This is a genomic window from Pantoea sp. X-Soil-ISGK-259, assembly GCF_059730705.1.
The window spans coordinates 1694398-1712772 of the sequence record NZ_AP035986.1 but is presented as its reverse complement, the minus strand read 5'-3'; the positions used below and the strand labels follow the sequence as shown (position 1 = coordinate 1712772).

The following is an 18375-nucleotide window of genomic DNA, read 5'->3' as shown; positions in this document are numbered from 1 at the left end:
ATTTAAAGCGAATTTGGCAGAAATCATGGAGGAGTGTAATGGTTACGACTGGAAAGCGGAAGGCGATCTCCCGCTTTCCTGTCGATTTTTTTAGCGCCGATGAACTGCAACAGTAAGAACGGTTATCACACCGGCAGCGCCTGAGTCTGTTCACCCTCTTCAATCAGCATCAGTCCGGCACGCAGCCCGGCGGCCACGTTGGGATTGGGGAACAGCACATATTCCCGCGCCTGCTGCACGTAATAGCGCGTATTACCATCTTCCGCCAGCAACGTCCCTTGAGGAAACGCGGTAAAGTTCAGCGTTTCCGGCGACATATGCAGCGTAAAGTGCTCACTCAGTCGGGTGATCTGCTGCGCAACCCGATAGTGACGCGGTTTCACCGTCGCGGCAGGCATCGCTTCGCCATAGAGCAGAGAAGCCAGCGCCTGCTGCGCCGCGCTGAACTGGCTGAGATCGTTCTCGCCGAACGGCAGCGCCTTGCCCAGTTCAAGCGTGCAGCTGGCCGCACCGAAGTGCTCGCAGCTGAAATGGGTAAAGGTACCGCCCGGCGAGCGATGAAACACCAGCGCTTCCAGCCCGGCAGCGGCCAGCCAGTCCAAAAATGCAGGCGGCCAGGGACGCTCGTTATGCGGCATCACCCCGAACTGAGGGTGATAAGAGCCGCGAATGGCGGTGTGCATGTCGAGGTGCCAGCGCGTCTCATCGCACTCACCCAACTGCCAGAAGGTTTCCAGCGCCTGCTCCAGCCGCAACACGCGGCGGGCCTCATCACCGTCATCAATCTGCTGCCAGCGTCCGCCAAATAGCCGGTTGATGTCATAACGCACATAGCGCTTACCGGCGCGCAGCGCTGAGGGATTACCCAGAATGACCAGCATGCGCTGCTGTAACGGCTTTTCGCCTCGCAACAGCGGGTTAACCAGCTGGTTTACGATTTCTACCGGGGCCGTTTCATTGCCGTGGATCCCGGCAGAGAGCACCAGCGCCTGTTTAACCGGCACCGTCGGCTCCATCAACAGTATGCCGTGATACAACCACTGCCAGCGAAGATGCGCCGTTTCACCACTACGCTTACGCGGCACCTCGCCGGAAAGCGTTTGCTGTAAAAAGTCCTGCATCATTCCTCCTTTGCGCCCTGAGCAGACGGCAGACTGTGCTGCCTCCTGCTTCACTGCTGAAATGCGTAAACATTTCCTAAGTCTAGCAGCTTCGTCAGTTCATCCAGCGCGTCACGTCCCTCACGCAGCAACTGTGGGTCGACCAGATCGGCCTGGGTCAGGCGATCACGGTAATGACGGTCAACCCAGCTATTCAGTGTGCTGAAGAGGTTATCGTTCATCAGCACCGCCGGATTTACTGCCTGCTGCTCCTCTGGCGTCAGCACGACCCGCAAACGCAGGCAGGCTGGCCCCCCTCCGTTATACATGCTTTCGCGTAGATCAAACACCTTCAGTGATTTCAGTGGTGTATCCGCCTCGACCTGTTCACACAGATAGCGCCACACACCCGGATGCTGGCGTGACTCTTCCGGCAATACCAGCATCATCGTGCCGTCGGGACGGCTCAGCAGTTGGCTGTTAAACAGATAAGTCTCTACCGCATCTTTCACCGAGACACGGTCTGCCGGCACTTCCAGAGCGACAAAGCCGGGGATGCGCGCCCGAAGCTGCGCGAGCAGTTCAGGCTGATCAACAAAGGCGTGCTGATGACAGAACAGCATCTGCTGGTTACTGACCGCAATCACATCATTATGAAATACGCCCTGATCGATCACCGCAGGATTCTGTTGGGCGAACAGTACGCTTTCGGGTGAGAGCTGATGAAGGCGGGCAATCGCCTCGCTGGCCTCACGGGTTTGCCGCGCCGGATAGCGCTGCGGCGCTTTGCCTTCGTGGCTGCTGTCGCGGCCATACACAAACAGCTGCACGCCGCGCTCGCCATAGGCACCGCCGAGACGGTTGTGGTTAGCCGCCCCTTCATCACCAAACATCGCCACCTGCGGCAGCGCATCGTGCACGGCAAAATGGCGATCGTCGCGGAAGATGGAACGCAGCAGCCAGGCGGTTTCTGGCGCTTCTATCGCCCGATGAAACTTGTTGTTCAGGTTCGCCACCGTCAGGTGAACCCGGCCATCCAGACTGTCTGCGGACGGCGAAACCGTAGCGGCATTAGCGACCCACATCGCCGACGCGGAGCTGGCGGCGGAGAGTAATCCCGGCGCGGTTTTCCCGGCTGACGCCAGCACCTGCTCATCACTGCCGCTAAAGCCGAGCTGACGCAGCACCGCAATGTTGGGTCGCTCGTGCGGCGGGATCACGCCCTGCACGTAGCCCATATCAGCCAGCGCTTTCATCTTCAGCAACCCCTGCTTTGCCGCCAGACGGGGATTCGACGGCTGCAGCTGGTTGCGGGTCGAGGCTTCGTTCCCAAAAGAGAGCCCGGCATAGTGGTGCGTTAATCCTACCAGCCCATCAAAGTTGGCTTCGGTTGCCTTCATGAGCGCTTCTCCGGCGCGGAGAAATCGAGTCCCGGCGACAATGTGGCGGGCAGCGTCAGGTCCGGCGTCTCCAGTGAGGCCATTGGCCAGGCACAGTAATCAGCCGCATACCAGGCACTGGCGCGATGGTTGCCCGAAGCGCCGATGCCACCAAATGGCGCGGTGCTGGCTGCGCCGGTCAGCGGTTTGTTCCAGTTGACGATACCGGCACGGGCTTCCAGCAGCAGCTGATCGAACTGCTGACGTGAAGGCGATATCAATCCGCACGACAGGCCGTAACGGGTCTGGTTCGCCAGCGCTATCGCCTCGTCAAAGGTGTCATAGCGGATTACGCCGAGCAGCGGACCAAAGACCTCTTCATCCGGGATGCCCTGCACACCAGTTAAATCGATAATGCCCGGTGTAAGAATGGCACTGTGACGATCCGGCCAGCGCATCGCCAGCAGCACCTCGCCACCCGCATCAACCCGCCGTTGCCACTCACCTATAATCTTCTCTGCCGCGCCGGTAGAGATCACACTTCCCATAAAGGGTTGCGGTTCAGCATTCCAGGCGGCCGGCTGCAGTCGCCCCGCCACCTCTGTCAGCCGCTGCAGAAAGACATCGCCCGCATCACCACGTTTAACCAGCAGACGCCGGGCGCAGGTGCAGCGCTGACCCGCAGTAATAAAGGCTGACTGCACGGTAATATTGACGGCGGCATCCAGGTCAGCCGGATCTTCCACTATCAGGGCGTTGTTCCCGCCCATTTCCAGCGCCAGCATCTTCTCAGGCTGACCGGCAAACTGGCGATGCAGCTGATAGCCGGTATGGGCGCTGCCGGTAAACAGCAGGCCATCGATCTGGCTGCAGGTTGCCAGCGCCTGACCGGTCTCCCGACCACCCTGTAACAGCGCCAGTACACCTGCAGGCAAACCCGCAGCCAGCCAGATCTCAACCGTTTTTTCGGCGGTCAGCGGCGTCAGTTCACTGGGTTTAAAGACCACGCAGTTGCCCGCCAGCAGCGCCGGAACAATATGACCGTTTGGCAGATGGCCGGGGAAGTTGTAAGGGCCAAATACCGCCAGCACGCCGTGCGGACGATGGCGCAGCGAGCTTTCGCCCTCATGCTGCTCACCGGTGCGGCTATGGTACGCCTTCACCGAAAAGCCAATTTTGTTGATCATCGCACCGACTTCGGTCAGTGCTTCCCAGCGTGGCTTGCCGGTTTCACGGGCAATGGTTTCTGCCAGGTCTGTTTTGTGAGCCTCAAGCCCGGCCGCAAATTTCTCAATAATCGCCTGCCGTTCCGCCAGCGGGCGTCTGGCCCAGCCCGGAAAGGCAGCGCGCGCCGCGTCACAGGCTGCCGTGACCTGTGCGACTGATGCCGCCTTGCCCTGCCATAACGTCTCGCCGCTGACCGGATCCGCTTTCGTCAGGACCTCCGCGTCACCGTCTACCCATTCTCCCTTTATCAGGTGCGTCATGCTGTTTTCTCCTCTTTGCAGAGCGTCACTACGCGCAGGCTGTCGCCCGGCTGACAGTGGAGCGCTCGCATCTGTTCATCCGTCAGTTGCACGCTGTCGCTGTCGGCATGGGCCGGGATCAGCACCACACGGAACTGGCGGTAATTGTTATTGGCAACCAGACAGAGTGGCGCATCCGCCGGATTTTCACCCCGTTCAGCGCTGCGCAGACGACTTTTACGCACGGCGCGGATGTGGTCGATATCGCACTCCAGCGTCGGGCCGCCATCAAAAATGTCGACATAGTTAAGGTAGCGGAAGCCCTCCGCCTCCAGCACAGCACGGGCAGGTGCCGTTTGTGGATGTACCTGTCCGATGACCGCCTGCGCCTCTGGCGTCAGGTAATCAATATAGAGCGGATGCTTCGGCATCAGCTCAGCAATAAAGGATTTCTGGCCGGTGCCGCTGAGGAAATCGGCTTTGCTGAATTCCATTGAGAAGAAGCGGCTGCCCACGCTCTCCCAGAATGGCGAATGCCCCTGCTCATCGCTGACGCCACGCATCTCAGCCACAACCCGATTCGTGAAGTGCTCACGGAAATTAGCCATAAAGAGGAAGCGGGATTTCGACAACAGGTGGCCATTTTTGCCGTCACGGTAATCGGGATCGAGAAATAGCGTGCAGAGTTCACTGCTGCCAGTGTGATCGTTACTCAGTGACAGGGTTGGCAGCGCGGCATAGACATTCAGTTCTTTTGAGGCATGCACCTGCGTGCCGACACGAAAGTTATACCAGGGCTCCTGCAGGCCGACAGCCACTTCAATGGCACAGATGCCGACGGCGCGGTTATCTTCGCTGTCCGCCAGCACAAAGACATAGCCCTGTTCAGCGCGGGGCAGCGTACCCTCCCAGGTCTGCAGCGATCGATCAATACGCGCCTGTAACGTGGCGCTATCGACGGGCAGCGAGGTCAGACCGCCACCGGTTTTGCCGGCCAGTGCCATCAGCTGACTTAAGTCATCGCGTTCAACGGGACGGATTACCATCATGATGCGGACCCTCGGACCAGACGCTCACACACCTCGGCAAAGCGAGCCATGCCCAGCTTCACTTCCTGCTCGCTGATATTCAGTGCCGGGGCAAAACGCACCACGTTGGCACCGGCAATCAGCACCATCACGCCCATCTCAGCGGCGGCCAGGTTGATCTCTTTCGCTTTACCGGCAAAGTTGTCGCTCAGTACGGCACCAATCAGCAGCCCCAGACCGCGCACTTCTTTAAACAGATGCAGACGCTGGTTGATCTCATCCAGTGCCGCAACAATCCACGCGTGACGTTGTGTGACACCGGTCATCATTTCAGGCTGATTGATCAGCTCCATCACTTTACCGGCCACCGCACCCGCCAGCGGATTGCCGCCATAAGTGGTGCCGTGGGTGCCAACGCCCATCACCATTGCGAGATCTTCGCGGGTCAGCATCGCACCAATCGGGAAGCCGCCGCCCAGCGCTTTAGCGCTGGTGAGTACATCCGGCGTGACACCATAATGCATGTAGGCGTAAAGCGAGCCGGTGCGGCCAACGCCGCTCTGCACCTCATCAAAAATCAGCACGGCCTGATGCTTATCACAAAGTTCACGCAGTCCGCGGAGAAACGCCGGATCGGCAGGCAACACGCCGCCCTCACCCTGAATCGGTTCAACAATCACCGCGCAGGTGTGGTCATTAATCAGTTCAGCCGCAGCGGCCAGATCGTTAAATGGCGCATGCTGAATCTCTGGCGGCAGCGGTGCAAAATCTTTGGAGTAAGCGGGCTGCCCTCCGGCTGACACAGTAAACAGGGTGCGTCCGTGAAACGCATTTTTGAACGCCACGATGCCACTTTTATGCGGGCCGACCCGGTCATGCGCCACTTTACGCGCCAGTTTCAGGGCTGCTTCATTCGCTTCCGCGCCGGAGTTACAGAAGAACACACGGTCAGCAAAAGTGGCGTCAATTAACTGTTTCGCCAGCCGCAGGATCGGTTCGTTGGTGTAGCCATTCCCGGTGTGCCATAACCGTGCGGCCTGGTCCTGCAACGCCTGTTGTAAAGCCGGATGCGCATGTCCTAACGCATTGACGGCAATGCCACCAGCAAAGTCGATATAATCCTTGCCGTTTTGATCCCAGACGGTGGAGCCTTCCGCGCGAACCGGTATAAAGGTCGCAGGTGCATAAACCGGCATCATCCATTGATCGAAATCGTGACGTGAAACGTGCAGTGCCATAACCCATTCTCCTGCGTGACTTTACCGGCTGGGTAAAGCTTATGTTTTAAAATTGTTAAAAGATGTTGTAATGCTGCCCTACTGTAGAGTGCAGTTAACGTGCCAGCCAGAGAATTAATGCATAAAATGGTCTTCACAACGTAATATCAATAACTTACAACCAATCAATATTCACTTAATTTGCATATATAGTGAATAATTGTCTGATTGCAGCGGCATAGCCGGGTTTTAAACAGCGGAATTATGCATTCACGGGATGAAATATCGCTTTTGTGATCGCTGATAAATTATCTCTCCAGAAAACCCCCGCCGGCGCCCTGTTTTAGCGCGGTTTGCCTCACACTGGTGCAGCGCGGGATCGATGCGTCATCCTTCAAAAAGACGCTGATCGTTTAGATTTAACAAAATATTTTCATTTATCGCGACTGACGCAGAGATCCGTGCATCTGAACCTGATTAATTAATCCGCAATCAGATTACAATTTGATCAGTGACTGGAAAGATTATTTCTGGCGTGATTATATGGAATAAAAATATTATTCATTAAAATATGTTCAGATATTAATATGCACGCTAATGGTTAGAATAAAAACATTAAAATTTTATTCTTCTACACCTGTTAATCATAATTAATGCATTGAACACGTTGATTTAAAAATGAACAAAAGGGATTAATTAATGTCACCCTGGAACAAATCAAACCCATGATTATAAAGGATTAAGCTAAAATTACCCATAATTTTATATAAGAAGAAAATCTTATTATCTTTTCAGTTAATCTCCTTCCCTATAGCTTTCCTGCCTGCGGAATATCTAAATCACATTTTGTTACTTATATTCCACTTTGTAAATTTATCTTTTTGTGTCATTTTCTTTTCGCCCCGTATCAGGGGAATAATAATTAATGAAGACAGGATAATAATTAAATGATGAAGCGCACTTTACTGGCGGCTGTTATGCCGTTGCTGATCGGTCTCTCCTCCACACAGGCCGCAGAAGTTTATAACAAGGATGGCAATAAGCTGGATCTGGTCGGCAAGATTAACGTATCTCACCTTTTTTCAGATGATAATAATAACAACGGTGATACCTCCTCTTATGCCCGCTTTGGTTTTAAAGGTGAGACAAAGATTACTGATCAACTCACTGGCTATGGTTTCTGGCAGTATCAGTACAGCCTTCACAACTCCGAAGGCAGTGATGCGCAGGCGACCAACCGTACCCGTCTGGGTTATGCAGGCCTGAAGTTTGGCCAGGCGGGATCGCTGGATTATGGCCGCAACTATGGCCTGGTGTATGACGCGCTGAGCTATACGGATATGCTGCCATTCTTCGGCGGCGACTCCGGTTATACCGATGCCTTCCTCTCTGGCCGCTCAACCGGCGTGCTCACCTGGCGTAATAGTGATTTCTTTGGTCTGGTAGACGGATTAAACCTTGCCGCGCAGTATCAGGGCAAAAACGACCGCAGCAATAATATCGATGGCGTACGTCGCTCCAACGGTGATGGTTTCGCCCTGTCCGCGTCTTATGACTTTGATTTCGGTCTGAGCTTCGCTGGCGCGTTTGCCAGTCTCGATCGCACGACCGCGCAAAACAGAGCCGCACGTGGTGAAGGCGAGAAAGCCCAGCACTGGGCGACGTCGGTCAAATATGATGCGAACCAGGTTTATCTGGCCGCCATGTACGGTGAGACCCTGAATGCCACCCCAATTAGCGGCGGCTTCGCCAACAAAGCGCAGAACTTTGAAGCTGTGGCGCAGTATCAGTTCCTGAACGGTTTCCGTCCATCCCTGGGTTACGTCTCATCAAAGGGCAAGGATATTGAGAATATCGGCGATGCCGACATCATTAAATACACCGCAGTGGGTGCGACTTACTACTTCAACAAGAACATGTCGGTTTATGGTGAATACCGCATTAACCTGCTGAAAGATAACAATCCGCTGGGTCTCGCGACCGACGACATTACCGCGCTGGGTCTGATTTACCAGTTCTGATGCCATTACGGGTCTGGCACTTCACGCCAGACCCGTTTATTGTCTCACGCCACACTTCAGACACCGTCACGCGGCGTTAACCCAGTGCCCTGACTAAGCTGACGGCTACCGTCGCTTCCTGCATCAGTTCTTCCACATTGGCAGACGCCAGCAGCGTGGTTGCCTGTCCGGCAGGCACCGGACGACTGAAAAGATAGCCCTGACCGTAATCACAGCCGCGTTTTCTCAGCCATCTCAGCGTGGCGACATCTTCTATCCCCTCTGCCGTGATCACCACATTCAACCCCTGACAGAGCGCCAGTAGCGTTTCAACGACTTTCCGCTGCTCCGATCCGGTCACGATGCCGGCGATAAATGACTGATCAATTTTGATTTTGGTAATACCCAGCCCCAGCAATACCGACAGGTTGGAATAGCCGGTGCCAAAATCATCCAGTACCACGCCGATACCTGTCTCTTTCAGCTGACGAATCGCCTCGCGGGCATCATCGGAAATGGCCATAACATTTTGTTCGGTGATTTCGAGTTCCAGCATTACCGGTCCGGCATGCTGCATAATGCGAGACAGACAGCTGGTGAGTGACGGTCTCAGCAGCTGTTCCGGAGTGATGTTCAGCGACAGGCAGAGCCCGGCGGGCCATGCACGGGTGGCACTGACCGCATCCTGCAGAAGCGCCACGGTCATACTGTCCATAAGCCCCAGTCGCTCCACCACCGGCAGAAACTCTGCGGGTGAAACCGTCTGGCCTGACGCAGTGATCCAGCGTGCCAGTATCTCAAAACCGGTAATGTTTCCGGTGCGCAAAGAGACCAGCGGCTGGAGAAAGGGAACGATGGCGTGACCGCTGACGGCGGCCACCACCTCCTGCTCCAGCCATTCACGCTGGCGAAAGCGCAGCTCCATGTCCGGGGAGAATCGTGCCAGATGAGAGCACTTATCCTGCTTCGCTTCATATAACGCCAGGTCGGCCGCCCGCATGACATCAGCCTGCCCCGTACAGGCGGAACTTGCAATGCCTGCTGAGAGGCTCAGAAAGGTGTGCGGCCCTGTCCGTATCGATGCTGCCTGTTCGCATAAACTTTCGGCGAAAGTCTGCGCCTGCTCAGCCTGTGAATCTTCGGCAACAATGGCGAATTCATCCCCGCCCACACGAAACACCTTGCTCGTGCTGCCTGCCGAAGCGGTCAGCAGATCAGCCAGTGCGATCAGGGTCGCGTCACCCTGACGATGGCCATTCAGATCATTGATACTCTTGAAGTGATTAACGTTCAGCAGAGTCAGAGTGTAGGCCGCGCCGCATGCTTTAAGCGAAGCAATGTGTGCATTGAAGGATCGGCGGTTCATAACACCGGTCAGCTCATCGGTTCCGGCTAGCCTGAGTGCGTTTTTTTCCGCCCTTCGGGTTTTGCGAATCAGCCCCGCGATAAGCAGCGCAGGAACAACCATCGCCAGCCCGGCAAACGAGGAGGAGGTGAGAATAAACCGCAATCGCTCGCTGATTTCAAAACTTGTATCGTAGCCCAGGCCTAGCAGGCGGCAAATCCGCGCTTCAAGCCCAAACTCCCACAGTGTGGAGAGTAAAATAATGGTCGCAATATTCAGCATTGCGAGCCAGAAAAGTTTCAGGCGCATGCGTTAGTTCCCGGTGATGGCAAGTTTCAGAGTTTTGTTTTAATGATCAGTAAAAAAACCGGGGCGTACTTCTCATACCCTGTCAGTTAAGCCGTCTGCAATAAGCCCGCCTCCGCTATGTCTGGACATAGCATTCGCCCGTTCTCAGCCTTACGGCAGCAAGACAAACGATCGGCGGAGCCCCGAACATGTCGGTTCCGTCATCAATCCTGCTGAGTGTTCTATCGGCAGCGCGGGCAAAATTAACAGGCCAGTCCAGTTATATTTGTGAACACGGACGGCTTTAACCGCTTAAGCAGTATGAACAGCCTGCGGGTATTCTGAGGAAAGCAAGCCCTGGCATCAGACGATAAAAACAGGTTTATCAATCTATTGGCCTCTTATTTCTATCCACGCTATTACAACAGGGTGAACGCATGAGACAGAGGGACGGAAAACCTCTCATTTCTCTGGACACTCGTGCGCAGTGGTCCTTAACGGAAATAATAAAATCGCCAGCAGCTGGACGCCGCGCCCTGACGCGTTAAAAGCACACCCGATTCCCGGAAAGGCTGACACCGAAGGTCGATTACACGGGCAATGTGCTCCTGTCAGCCCGCCAAAGTGCTTAAATTTTGCAGTCGATTTACTCTGTATTACATCAATAAGCGCGAGGTAAGCCGGAAGGTACATCCGGTTATATTGACTTCAATTTAGTTTGACTCAATACTGTGCTTTCTTTCAGTCAGACGTGCACTGTAGCCTGCTCCCTCCGTCGCGATAGCGCCTGAACATCTGATGTCTGACACCAGCAAAGAGAGGCTGCAACAAGCCATTTCTCCTGAGACACTTAGCGAGAATTCAAGGCTGGCAAACTGCCCGTCATCGGGCTTTATCTCCCCCGACTCAGAATGAGTAAAAGTATGAATGACGAAATCGCGGGGAACTCTGAAACGCCTCCCGCCAGCGCAGCGCCTGAAACCATTGATCAGTTTCTCTGCTTTGCGCTCTATTCCGCCTCACTTGCCATGACAAAGCTCTATCAATCCCGGCTAAAACCGCTGGGACTCACTTATCCGCAATATCTTGTGCTGCTGGTGTTGTGGGAAAAAGATGGCCTGACCGTCTCTGAGATTGGTGCCCGCGTTCGGCTCGATTCCGGCACGCTTAGCCAGCTTCTGAAGCGGCTGGAAGGTGCGGGCATCCTCTGCCGCCAGCGTGACACCGGTAACGATGAGCGCCGGGTGTTCATCTCTCTGACAGAACAGGGCCACCAGCTTAAAATCGACGCGGCTGGCGTCCCGGCGGATATGGTGTCGGTAATGGATACTGACTGTAGTGAGCTCGGCCTGCTGACAACCCAGGTCGCCATGCTGCGCGAAAAATTGCTCAGGGCTCTGCCATGAAAGGGGCTTTTGATAAACGAATGAACATGTTAAATAATCAGCGTATTTCGTTATGCGCAATTCAGCCAACCAGTTACCGCTGGAGTTTCTTTTGAGTAGCGATAAACCGGGGGATATGGATGATGTCCATGCCGTTGTCGGCCATGCTGTATCAAGCCTGCTGAAGTCAGGCCAGACTGCGGGTGTACTGGAAATCATCGCATTTCTGCAATCTCAACAGGCGCGATCGTTCAACGGCCAGAGAGAAATTTACGCCAAAGCCGTTCGCGTTGTGACAAAACTGGTTAACTGATCATCAGATCACTCTGCCTGACGGCGTTCCAGACCGCCCTCCTTCCTCTCTTTTAGCAGAACTTACCCGCTAAAGTGCTGCACCAGCAGGCGCCATCAAATCATAACGATCGTTCTGCGGAGCCGTGTCCAGGCCCATGGGCGGCTCGACTTTTAAGGTAATCCAGTTAGAGGTCACACGCTGCTGCTTGCTGTCCTCAAGGGTTACCGACAGGCGGTATTCATTGCTGGCCTCTGGTGAGGGATCCCATTGCGGTAAGATGACACTCCAGCCCTGCGGATCGGCATTATTGGCCGGTGGCGTCAGGCTCAGCGCCTGCGTATCACCCTGCCAGCTTACCGCCCTGATGTCATTGCTGGCCCGCACCTGCAGCTTCAGCGGCAGACTCTCGCCACTGCTCAGTTGCCATGGCGGCGTTGCCAGAAATACGGAGAGCGTTTTGCGCTGACGGAATGAGAGCACCGGCGTATCACTGCGGGTCACGGTATCATAACGGCTGCCGCGCAGGGAGCGCGCCTCTGCGACATTACCGGCATCAAGCTGACGGCTCAGCGCCACGCCGAAGCGATAATTGAGTTTAAGCCCCAGCTGATCCTGGCTTTCACCAGCGCTACTGGCTTTGTGAGTGGCTGAAAAGGTGACCAGCGGCACCGGCGTGTAGGAGAGGCCAAACGACATGGCGGAGGGGTTGTGATAACGGTTGCCGCTATTAAACAGATCGACATTCTCACCCAGATATTGCTGATAGCTCACCGAGACACCCAGCTGGCGATAAAAAGGCAGATAGCTCTGGCTGGTGATGTCATAGCCGCGCGCCATGCGCTGCTGCTGTGAATCATTCAGGTTTTTCCAGCCGGAAAGCGGCTGATAGTAGTTGGCAGAAAAGCGCATCGAATCGCTCCACGCCTCTGTGCCCACCGATGCACGTTGCAGGCCGCTGCTGAAGGTGCGATCAATAAAACCGTTATAGCCCAGCAGCCAGTCACCCGCGTCCCAGCGTTGTCCCAGCCCCGCGTTGCCAACCAGACCATCATCGGTATCGTGCAGGCCAAGCTGGCTGAAGGTGAGCAGGCTGTTCTCATCGGACAGGGCGCTAAAGAGATCGCCACCGGTGCCCGCGAAGTTCCCGTTCATATCGACTTTCAGGTCCAGCTGCGCGTTGCCGTATGGGGAAAGCAGTGACTGCCCTTCGCTCTCAACCCGGCCCGCCACTTCATCCCGCAGATGATTGAACGCCCAGACACCCGCCTGTTGACCAAACGTGACATTGCTGTCGCTGTTGTTACTGGCTTCACCGATACTTTTGGCCACGGCCGCCAGCTTTTTGCTCCACTCTTCATCCTGATCGCTGGCACCGCCCAGCGTCGGCAGCGATTCACTGTAGCGCGCCGGATCATCGAAGGGCGTTTCGGACACCGCTGTTTCAGTCTGGAAAGCGCGAGCACTCTGCGTCGCAGTCAGCGACAGCGCAATCAAAGAGAGAACTCCTGTTTTCCGTATCATGTCACCCGGCACATTGATCAGTTCGTTGCTGTAATTAAAGACAAATCATTAGCACTTACCTTAACATATTGTGACGGTGATGCAGGACAGCAGCGGCAAATTGTGCATATAACAGAAAAATCCGCACTCAATAAGGCCTGCATTTAACGCAGGCCCAACGCAGAAAAGCCTCTGTCAGGAGAAGATTAACCCGCCATCCACGTTAATGGTCTGCCCGGTGATATAGCGCGCATCGTCCGAGGCAAGAAAGGCCACCAGTCCCGCCACGTCTTCCGGCTGACCGGCGCGCTTCAGCGGAATGTTTTTAACCCACTCCGCCATCAGCTCACCTTTGCCGTAGGTTTTCTCCTCGCTGCTGAGGATCTCACCCCAGACACGATCGTTGTAATCCCACATCTCACTTTCGATGATGCCGGGACAGAAAGCGTTGACGGTGATATTCCACGGCGCCAGCTCCAGCGCCAGACTCTGGGTAATGCCAATCACGCCCATTTTGCTGGCGGCATAGTGCGGCGTGTAGATAAAGCCCTGCCGTCCCTGCCCGGATGACGTGTTGATCAGGCTGCCGCTGCGTTGCTGCACCATATATTTTGCCGCTTCACGACAACAGAGCCAGACGCCGGTCGTATTAACCGCCAGAATCCGTTCAAAGTCGCTCTTCGGCATGGTGTCAAAGCGGTCGATGGTGATCACACCCGCATTCTGTATTGAGACGTCAATCTGACCAAAGCGCTCAGATGCCTGCTGATAGAGCTGCTGCACCGCCGCTTCATCCGTGACATCGACCTGCAGCGCCAGAATCTCACTGCCGTATTGCTGCTGAATCTGGTCGGCGGTCGTGAAGACCCGGTCAGCATTTGACACCATCACCAGCCTGGCCCCGTCGCGGGCGAAACGCGCCGCAATCCCGGCACCAATGCCGCGACAGGCACCGGTAATCACCACTGTTTTTCCACGTTGTTCGCGGCTCATAATTGCTCCTGTTATGTGTGACGGACATCAGTGAGAGGCGCTGCCTGCTGCTTTTTATCATGGCGACGCAGCAGCACCACTTTGCTTTGCAGACGTTGCTGGAACTGGTCGATCACCACCGCAGTAACAATCACCAGGCCTTTAATGACCATCTGCCAGAAATCGCTGACGCCCATCATCACCATGCCATCCGCTAGAAAGACGATAACAAACGCGCCAATAATCGAGCCGGAAACCCGCCCACGGCCGCCTGCCAGCGCCGTACCGCCGAGTACCGTGGCACCAATGGCGTCCATCTCAAACATATTGCCGGTCATCGGATGTGCGGTCTGTAATTGCGAGGCCACTACCAGCCCGACCAGACCGGCGCAAAGGCCAGAAAAGGCGTAGACGAAGACTTTTACTTTGATAATCGGTACGCCCGCCAGACGTGCGGCGGACTCATTGCCGCCGATGGCATAGATATAACGACCCAGCGGGGTTTTGCGTGTCAGGTAGAGGCCGAGCAGTAAAAAGCCGAGCATCAGCCAGATAGGCAGATAAACACCCAGTACAGTGCCGGAGCCAAGCAGCGCAAAACCGGTGTTGCCCAGTGCGGGCAGCCCTATCAGGTTGGCGTAGGTGCCGCCGTCGTTGAACAGCAACGCTGCACCGCGCGCCACATACATCATTCCCAGGGTGCAGATAAAGGGCGCCACGCCCAGACGGGTGATCACCGTGCCGTTAATCAGCCCCACCAGCACGCCAAAGATGGCCACCACCAGAATGACTTCAGGCACGTTGAGAAATAGCGTATTGCCGCCCCACAACGGAATGCCATTGGTCAGCAGCGCACCCGCCACCATGCCGCAAATCCCCGCGACCGCGCCCACCGAAAGGTCGATACCGCCGGTGAGGATCACCAGCGTCATACCAATCGCCAGCAGTCCGGTAATCGCCACGTGCTGCGTCATGATCAACAGGTTGGAGGGCGTCAGAAAGTTTGGCACCATCACGCTGAAAAAGCCGACCACTATCAGCAATGCAATAAAAGTGCGCGCTTTAAGCAAATACATATAAAGCAGATATTTTTGGTTCATGACATTCTCCGGCCAGCTTAGAGCCTGTTCCAGTTCGCGTAATCGTTGCAGGCAGTCGGGACAGGGACAGCGCATAACAACCGAAACGTACACGCAGTACGTGAGGATGGTGAGCACTGCCCCGCTTCAGACTGACAAATAAAATAAGGCGCTTAATCCTGCGGGGTTGATGCCGCGATCAGATGTTCCCGCGTCGCCGCTGCGCGCGGCAGATCGGCCGTGATCCTGCCATCGGCCATCACTAAAATGCGGTCTGCCAGCGCCATGACCTCATCCAGTTCGGACGATGAAAACATCACGGCCAGCCCCTGCTGCGCCAGGTTGCCAATAAGGTGATAGACGTCGGTTTTAGCGCCCACATCAATGCCGCGCGTTGGCTCATCGAGTAACACCACCTGCGGTCCGGTCATCAGCGCTTTACCCAGCACCACCTTCTGCTGATTACCGCCGCTCAGCGCCGTCACCGGCAGGTCAGGATCGCTGACCTTGATCGCCAGATGGCCGATCATCTCATTCACCCGCTGATGCTCCCGGCCCGGATTCAGCAGCCCAAGCGCCCGGCGAAAACCGCGCAGACTGAAGTCAGAAAGCGTCATGTTGGCCGTCACCGACATCAGTTCAATGACCCCTTCGCCCTTGCGATCTTCAGGCACCAGCGCGATGCCGCTTTTCAGCCGCTGCTGGAAACTGCGTTTCGCCAGATCTTTACCGGCCAGCCGAACCCGGCCCGACTGACAGGACATCAGGCCAATCAGCCCCTTGAACAACTCAGTACGTCCGGCCCCCAGCAGTCCATAAATGCCAATCACCTCGCCTTTGCGCAGGGTAAAACTGACCTCATTCAGCTTGTAGCCGCCGTTCTGATGCAGCGCGGTCAGTCCCTCGACCTCCAGCACCGTTTCCCCTTGTGGCGCAGGCTGATAGTCGAACTGTTTTTTCTTATCACCCACCATCTGAGCGATGATCCAGGGCACGCTGGCGTCGCGCACCTCACGCTCACTGATGAAGCGGCCATCGCGGAAAATGGTGATGTGGTCGCCAATCTCCATCAGCTCTTCCAGCCGGTGAGAGATGTAGATGATGGTGACGCCGCGCCGCTTCAGCTGGTCGATAACGCTGAACAGCACTTTGACTTCCGACTGGCTCAGGGCGCTGGTCGGCTCATCCATGATCAACACCCGGGTATCCTTCGACAGCGCGCGGGCGATCTCTACCAACTGCTGATGACCAATGCCCAGCTCGCCCAGCGGCGCGTAGGGATCGACATCCAGTTGCAGCCGGTCCAGCAGCGACTTCGCCAGCGCGTATTGATACTTTTCATTGATTACACCGCGCTGGAAAAACTCATTGGCGATAAAAATGTTGTCCATCACGTTCATGTTCGGAAACAGGTTTAGCTCCTGAAAAATGATGCTGATACCCTGTTTTTCCGCCTGATGTGTGGAATTGAGTGAGACTACTTTGCCATCCAGCAGAATCTCACCCGACGACGGTGTTTCCACTCCCGCCAGCATCTTCATCATGGTGGACTTACCGGCCCCGTTCTCACCAATCAGGACATTCACTTTGTTGCGGTAAACCCGATAGCTGACCTGATCGAGCGCAGTCACACCGGGATAGAGGCGCGACACATTGCGCGTTTCGATAATCACGTCGCCGGACGGTTGCGGTTGAGGGTTTTGCATCTGCCGCTCCTTATTGCCGGGTAATCGCAGCCGGGGTGATATCCGGCAACTGCTGCGGAATATCCCAGCTACTGAACACACCGGAAACACTCACTTTATCGCCCACTTTCGGCGCGAACTGCTGCATCAGGGTGGAAGCGTGCTGGTTGATCGCCTTACCGTAGTCACCAAACAGCACCTGGTCATTAAAGTCCTGATAGCTCGCACCTTTATAGGCATCGCGCAACGCGGTCCCGCGAATAATCGGCCCGGTCTGAATAGTGACACTGTCACCTGATTCGTCTTTCACCGTCATTTTTCCGCTGCGCGACGTTGTGTTTACCGCGGTCACCTCACCGCGAACCGAGACGCTAAAGACACAGGGATTCTCAGCCTGACTGCGATAGCCATAAGTCTGACAGGCGCTGTCAAAGTCTTTGGCAGACTGCAGCGACTTCATCAGCGTCGCCAGCGGTTTCGCCTCTGCCTGGACCTGCGGCACCAGTTTTTGCTGCCACAGCTGGTCGATGTTAGCCATTTTTGGATTGGGTGGATTTTTCAGGTCAGCCAGCTCCTGCTGCGACACAATTTTGCAGCCGCTTAACAGTAAGACCACCAGCGTCAGCCAGACTCTTCGGGACATCTTCTTCTCCCTGGCGCCCGCTTACGCAGGCGCGGCAGCGTTTAGTTACGACTTGTAGTTGAAGTCCTGGACGTTTTTGGCATTTTCCGGGGTAATCAGAATGCCGCGGAACATCACACGCTGTTTTTCCGGCTTCACGCCCTTCTGAATGAAATTATCGAGATCGGTGACACCTTCGGCGGCAATCGCCTGGGCCTGCAACATCACGGTGGCTTTCAGCGTGCCCGCTTTCACTGCATCGCGTTCATCGTTACTGCCATCAATGCCCACCACAATCACATCGTTGCGACCGGCCGCCTTGAGCGCAGCGATCGCGCCCAGCGCAACCGGCCCGTTGCCGCAGATCACCCCTTTTACATCCGGATGCGCCTGCAGAATACTGTCCATAATGCGCTTACCGTCGATCAGCGTGCCTTTCGCATCCTGACGCGCCACGCTCTGCATATCAGGATATTGATCCAGTACCTGATGGAATGACTTTGAACGGGTGACGCAGTTATTGTCGGCCAGGTTACAGGCCAGCTCGGCGTATTTGCCCTTTTCGCCCATTTTCTCAACAAAGACGTTGGCTACATCGGAACCTGCCTGGAAGTTGTTATGGGTAATCTGCGCCAGTGCCACGTCATCGACCGGGATTTCACGGTTAATTAAAACCACCGGAATGCCGGCATCTTTAGCCTTTTTAATTGCCGCCACGCTGGCGGTGGAGTCGGCGTTATCCAGTACGATACCCTGCACTTTCTTACCGATAGCGGCATCAATCAGTTCGCTCTGCTTCTTCACATCTTCGCCATGCGACAGCACCGTGGTCTTGTAACCCAGTTCCTGCGCTTTGAGATTGGCGCCTTTGGCTTCGGAGGCGTAGTAGGGATTATCGAGTGAGTTAACCAGAATCATAATGGTGCCTTTTTCGGCGGCAAACGCCGCCTGCGAAACCAGACAGGCAGCCACGGCAGTGCAAAGCAGGGTACGTTTTTTCATGATGTTCTCTCT

At 55.5% G+C, this 18375-nt stretch carries 15 protein-coding genes; 3 read left to right on the top strand and 12 right to left on the bottom strand.

What is annotated here, in order from left to right:
• Positions 1–125: 125 nt before the first annotated feature.
• From astE to AC6I77_RS07910, 5 genes are read right to left on the bottom strand one after another with little or no spacing between them, the layout of a single operon-like run.
• Positions 126–1121: a succinylglutamate desuccinylase gene (gene astE, locus AC6I77_RS07930; RefSeq protein WP_105099238.1), complete on the bottom strand. Its 996-nt coding sequence runs from the start codon at positions 1119–1121 to the stop codon at positions 126–128.
• A gap of 50 nt (positions 1122–1171) precedes the next feature.
• Positions 1172–2500, bottom strand: coding sequence for an N-succinylarginine dihydrolase (gene astB / locus AC6I77_RS07925; protein ID WP_003848358.1), 1329 nt, complete (start codon positions 2498–2500; stop codon positions 1172–1174).
• Positions 2497–3966 (bottom strand): succinylglutamate-semialdehyde dehydrogenase, encoded by a 1470-nt coding sequence (gene astD / locus AC6I77_RS07920; RefSeq protein ID WP_078804349.1) that lies wholly within the window; start codon positions 3964–3966, stop codon positions 2497–2499. Before astD ends, astB begins: the two co-directional genes overlap by 4 nt.
• Positions 3963–4994, bottom strand: a complete 1032-nt coding sequence (astA, locus tag AC6I77_RS07915; protein ID WP_003848360.1) for an arginine N-succinyltransferase — start codon at positions 4992–4994, stop codon at positions 3963–3965. Before astA ends, astD begins: the two co-directional genes overlap by 4 nt.
• Complete coding sequence (locus AC6I77_RS07910) at positions 4991–6211, bottom strand: aspartate aminotransferase family protein (RefSeq protein WP_003848361.1); 1221 nt, start codon at positions 6209–6211, stop codon at positions 4991–4993. The genes astA and AC6I77_RS07910 overlap by 4 nt, the downstream gene beginning before the upstream one ends.
• Before the next feature lie 926 nt (positions 6212–7137).
• Between AC6I77_RS07910 and AC6I77_RS07905 the strand changes: the two genes are divergently transcribed.
• Positions 7138–8211 carry a porin gene (locus AC6I77_RS07905; RefSeq protein ID WP_078804348.1) on the top strand — a complete coding sequence of 358 codons (1074 nt, stop codon included), beginning with the start codon at positions 7138–7140 and terminating at the stop codon, positions 8209–8211.
• 76 nt (positions 8212–8287) lie between these two features.
• On the opposite strand, the gene AC6I77_RS07900 is transcribed toward AC6I77_RS07905, so the two are convergent.
• Positions 8288–9844, bottom strand: a complete 1557-nt coding sequence (locus AC6I77_RS07900) for a putative bifunctional diguanylate cyclase/phosphodiesterase (protein ID WP_039660381.1) — start codon at positions 9842–9844, stop codon at positions 8288–8290.
• Positions 9845–10734: 890 nt separating this feature from the next.
• Here AC6I77_RS07900 and AC6I77_RS07895 point away from each other — a divergent pair.
• Together AC6I77_RS07895 and AC6I77_RS07890 are read left to right on the top strand one after the other, a co-directional pair.
• Positions 10735–11229: a MarR family winged helix-turn-helix transcriptional regulator gene (locus tag AC6I77_RS07895; RefSeq protein WP_033743259.1), complete on the top strand. Its 495-nt coding sequence runs from the start codon at positions 10735–10737 to the stop codon at positions 11227–11229.
• A 91-nt stretch (positions 11230–11320) separates the two neighbouring features.
• Complete coding sequence (locus AC6I77_RS07890; RefSeq protein ID WP_223296454.1) at positions 11321–11521, top strand: hypothetical protein; 201 nt, start codon at positions 11321–11323, stop codon at positions 11519–11521.
• 69 nt (positions 11522–11590) lie between these two features.
• Here AC6I77_RS07890 and AC6I77_RS07885 read toward each other — a convergent pair whose 3' ends face one another.
• The 6 genes from AC6I77_RS07885 to AC6I77_RS07860 form a co-directional block, all read right to left on the bottom strand.
• Positions 11591–13024: a YchO/YchP family invasin gene (locus tag AC6I77_RS07885; protein ID WP_181405298.1), complete on the bottom strand. Its 1434-nt coding sequence runs from the start codon at positions 13022–13024 to the stop codon at positions 11591–11593.
• 174 nt (positions 13025–13198) lie between these two features.
• On the bottom strand, positions 13199–13996 hold the full coding sequence (locus AC6I77_RS07880; RefSeq protein ID WP_003848368.1) for an SDR family oxidoreductase: 798 nt from the start codon (positions 13994–13996) through the stop codon (positions 13199–13201).
• Between the two features lie 11 nt (positions 13997–14007).
• Positions 14008–15075 carry an ABC transporter permease gene (locus tag AC6I77_RS07875; RefSeq protein ID WP_008926168.1) on the bottom strand — a complete coding sequence of 356 codons (1068 nt, stop codon included), beginning with the start codon at positions 15073–15075 and terminating at the stop codon, positions 14008–14010.
• 152 nt (positions 15076–15227) lie between these two features.
• Positions 15228–16760 carry a sugar ABC transporter ATP-binding protein gene (locus AC6I77_RS07870; RefSeq protein WP_003848372.1) on the bottom strand — a complete coding sequence of 511 codons (1533 nt, stop codon included), beginning with the start codon at positions 16758–16760 and terminating at the stop codon, positions 15228–15230.
• Between the two features lie 10 nt (positions 16761–16770).
• Positions 16771–17382, bottom strand: a complete 612-nt coding sequence (locus tag AC6I77_RS07865) for a DUF2291 family protein (RefSeq protein WP_003848375.1) — start codon at positions 17380–17382, stop codon at positions 16771–16773.
• Between the two features lie 45 nt (positions 17383–17427).
• Positions 17428–18363 carry a D-ribose ABC transporter substrate-binding protein gene (locus AC6I77_RS07860; RefSeq protein WP_003848377.1) on the bottom strand — a complete coding sequence of 312 codons (936 nt, stop codon included), beginning with the start codon at positions 18361–18363 and terminating at the stop codon, positions 17428–17430.
• Positions 18364–18375 lie beyond the last annotated feature (12 nt).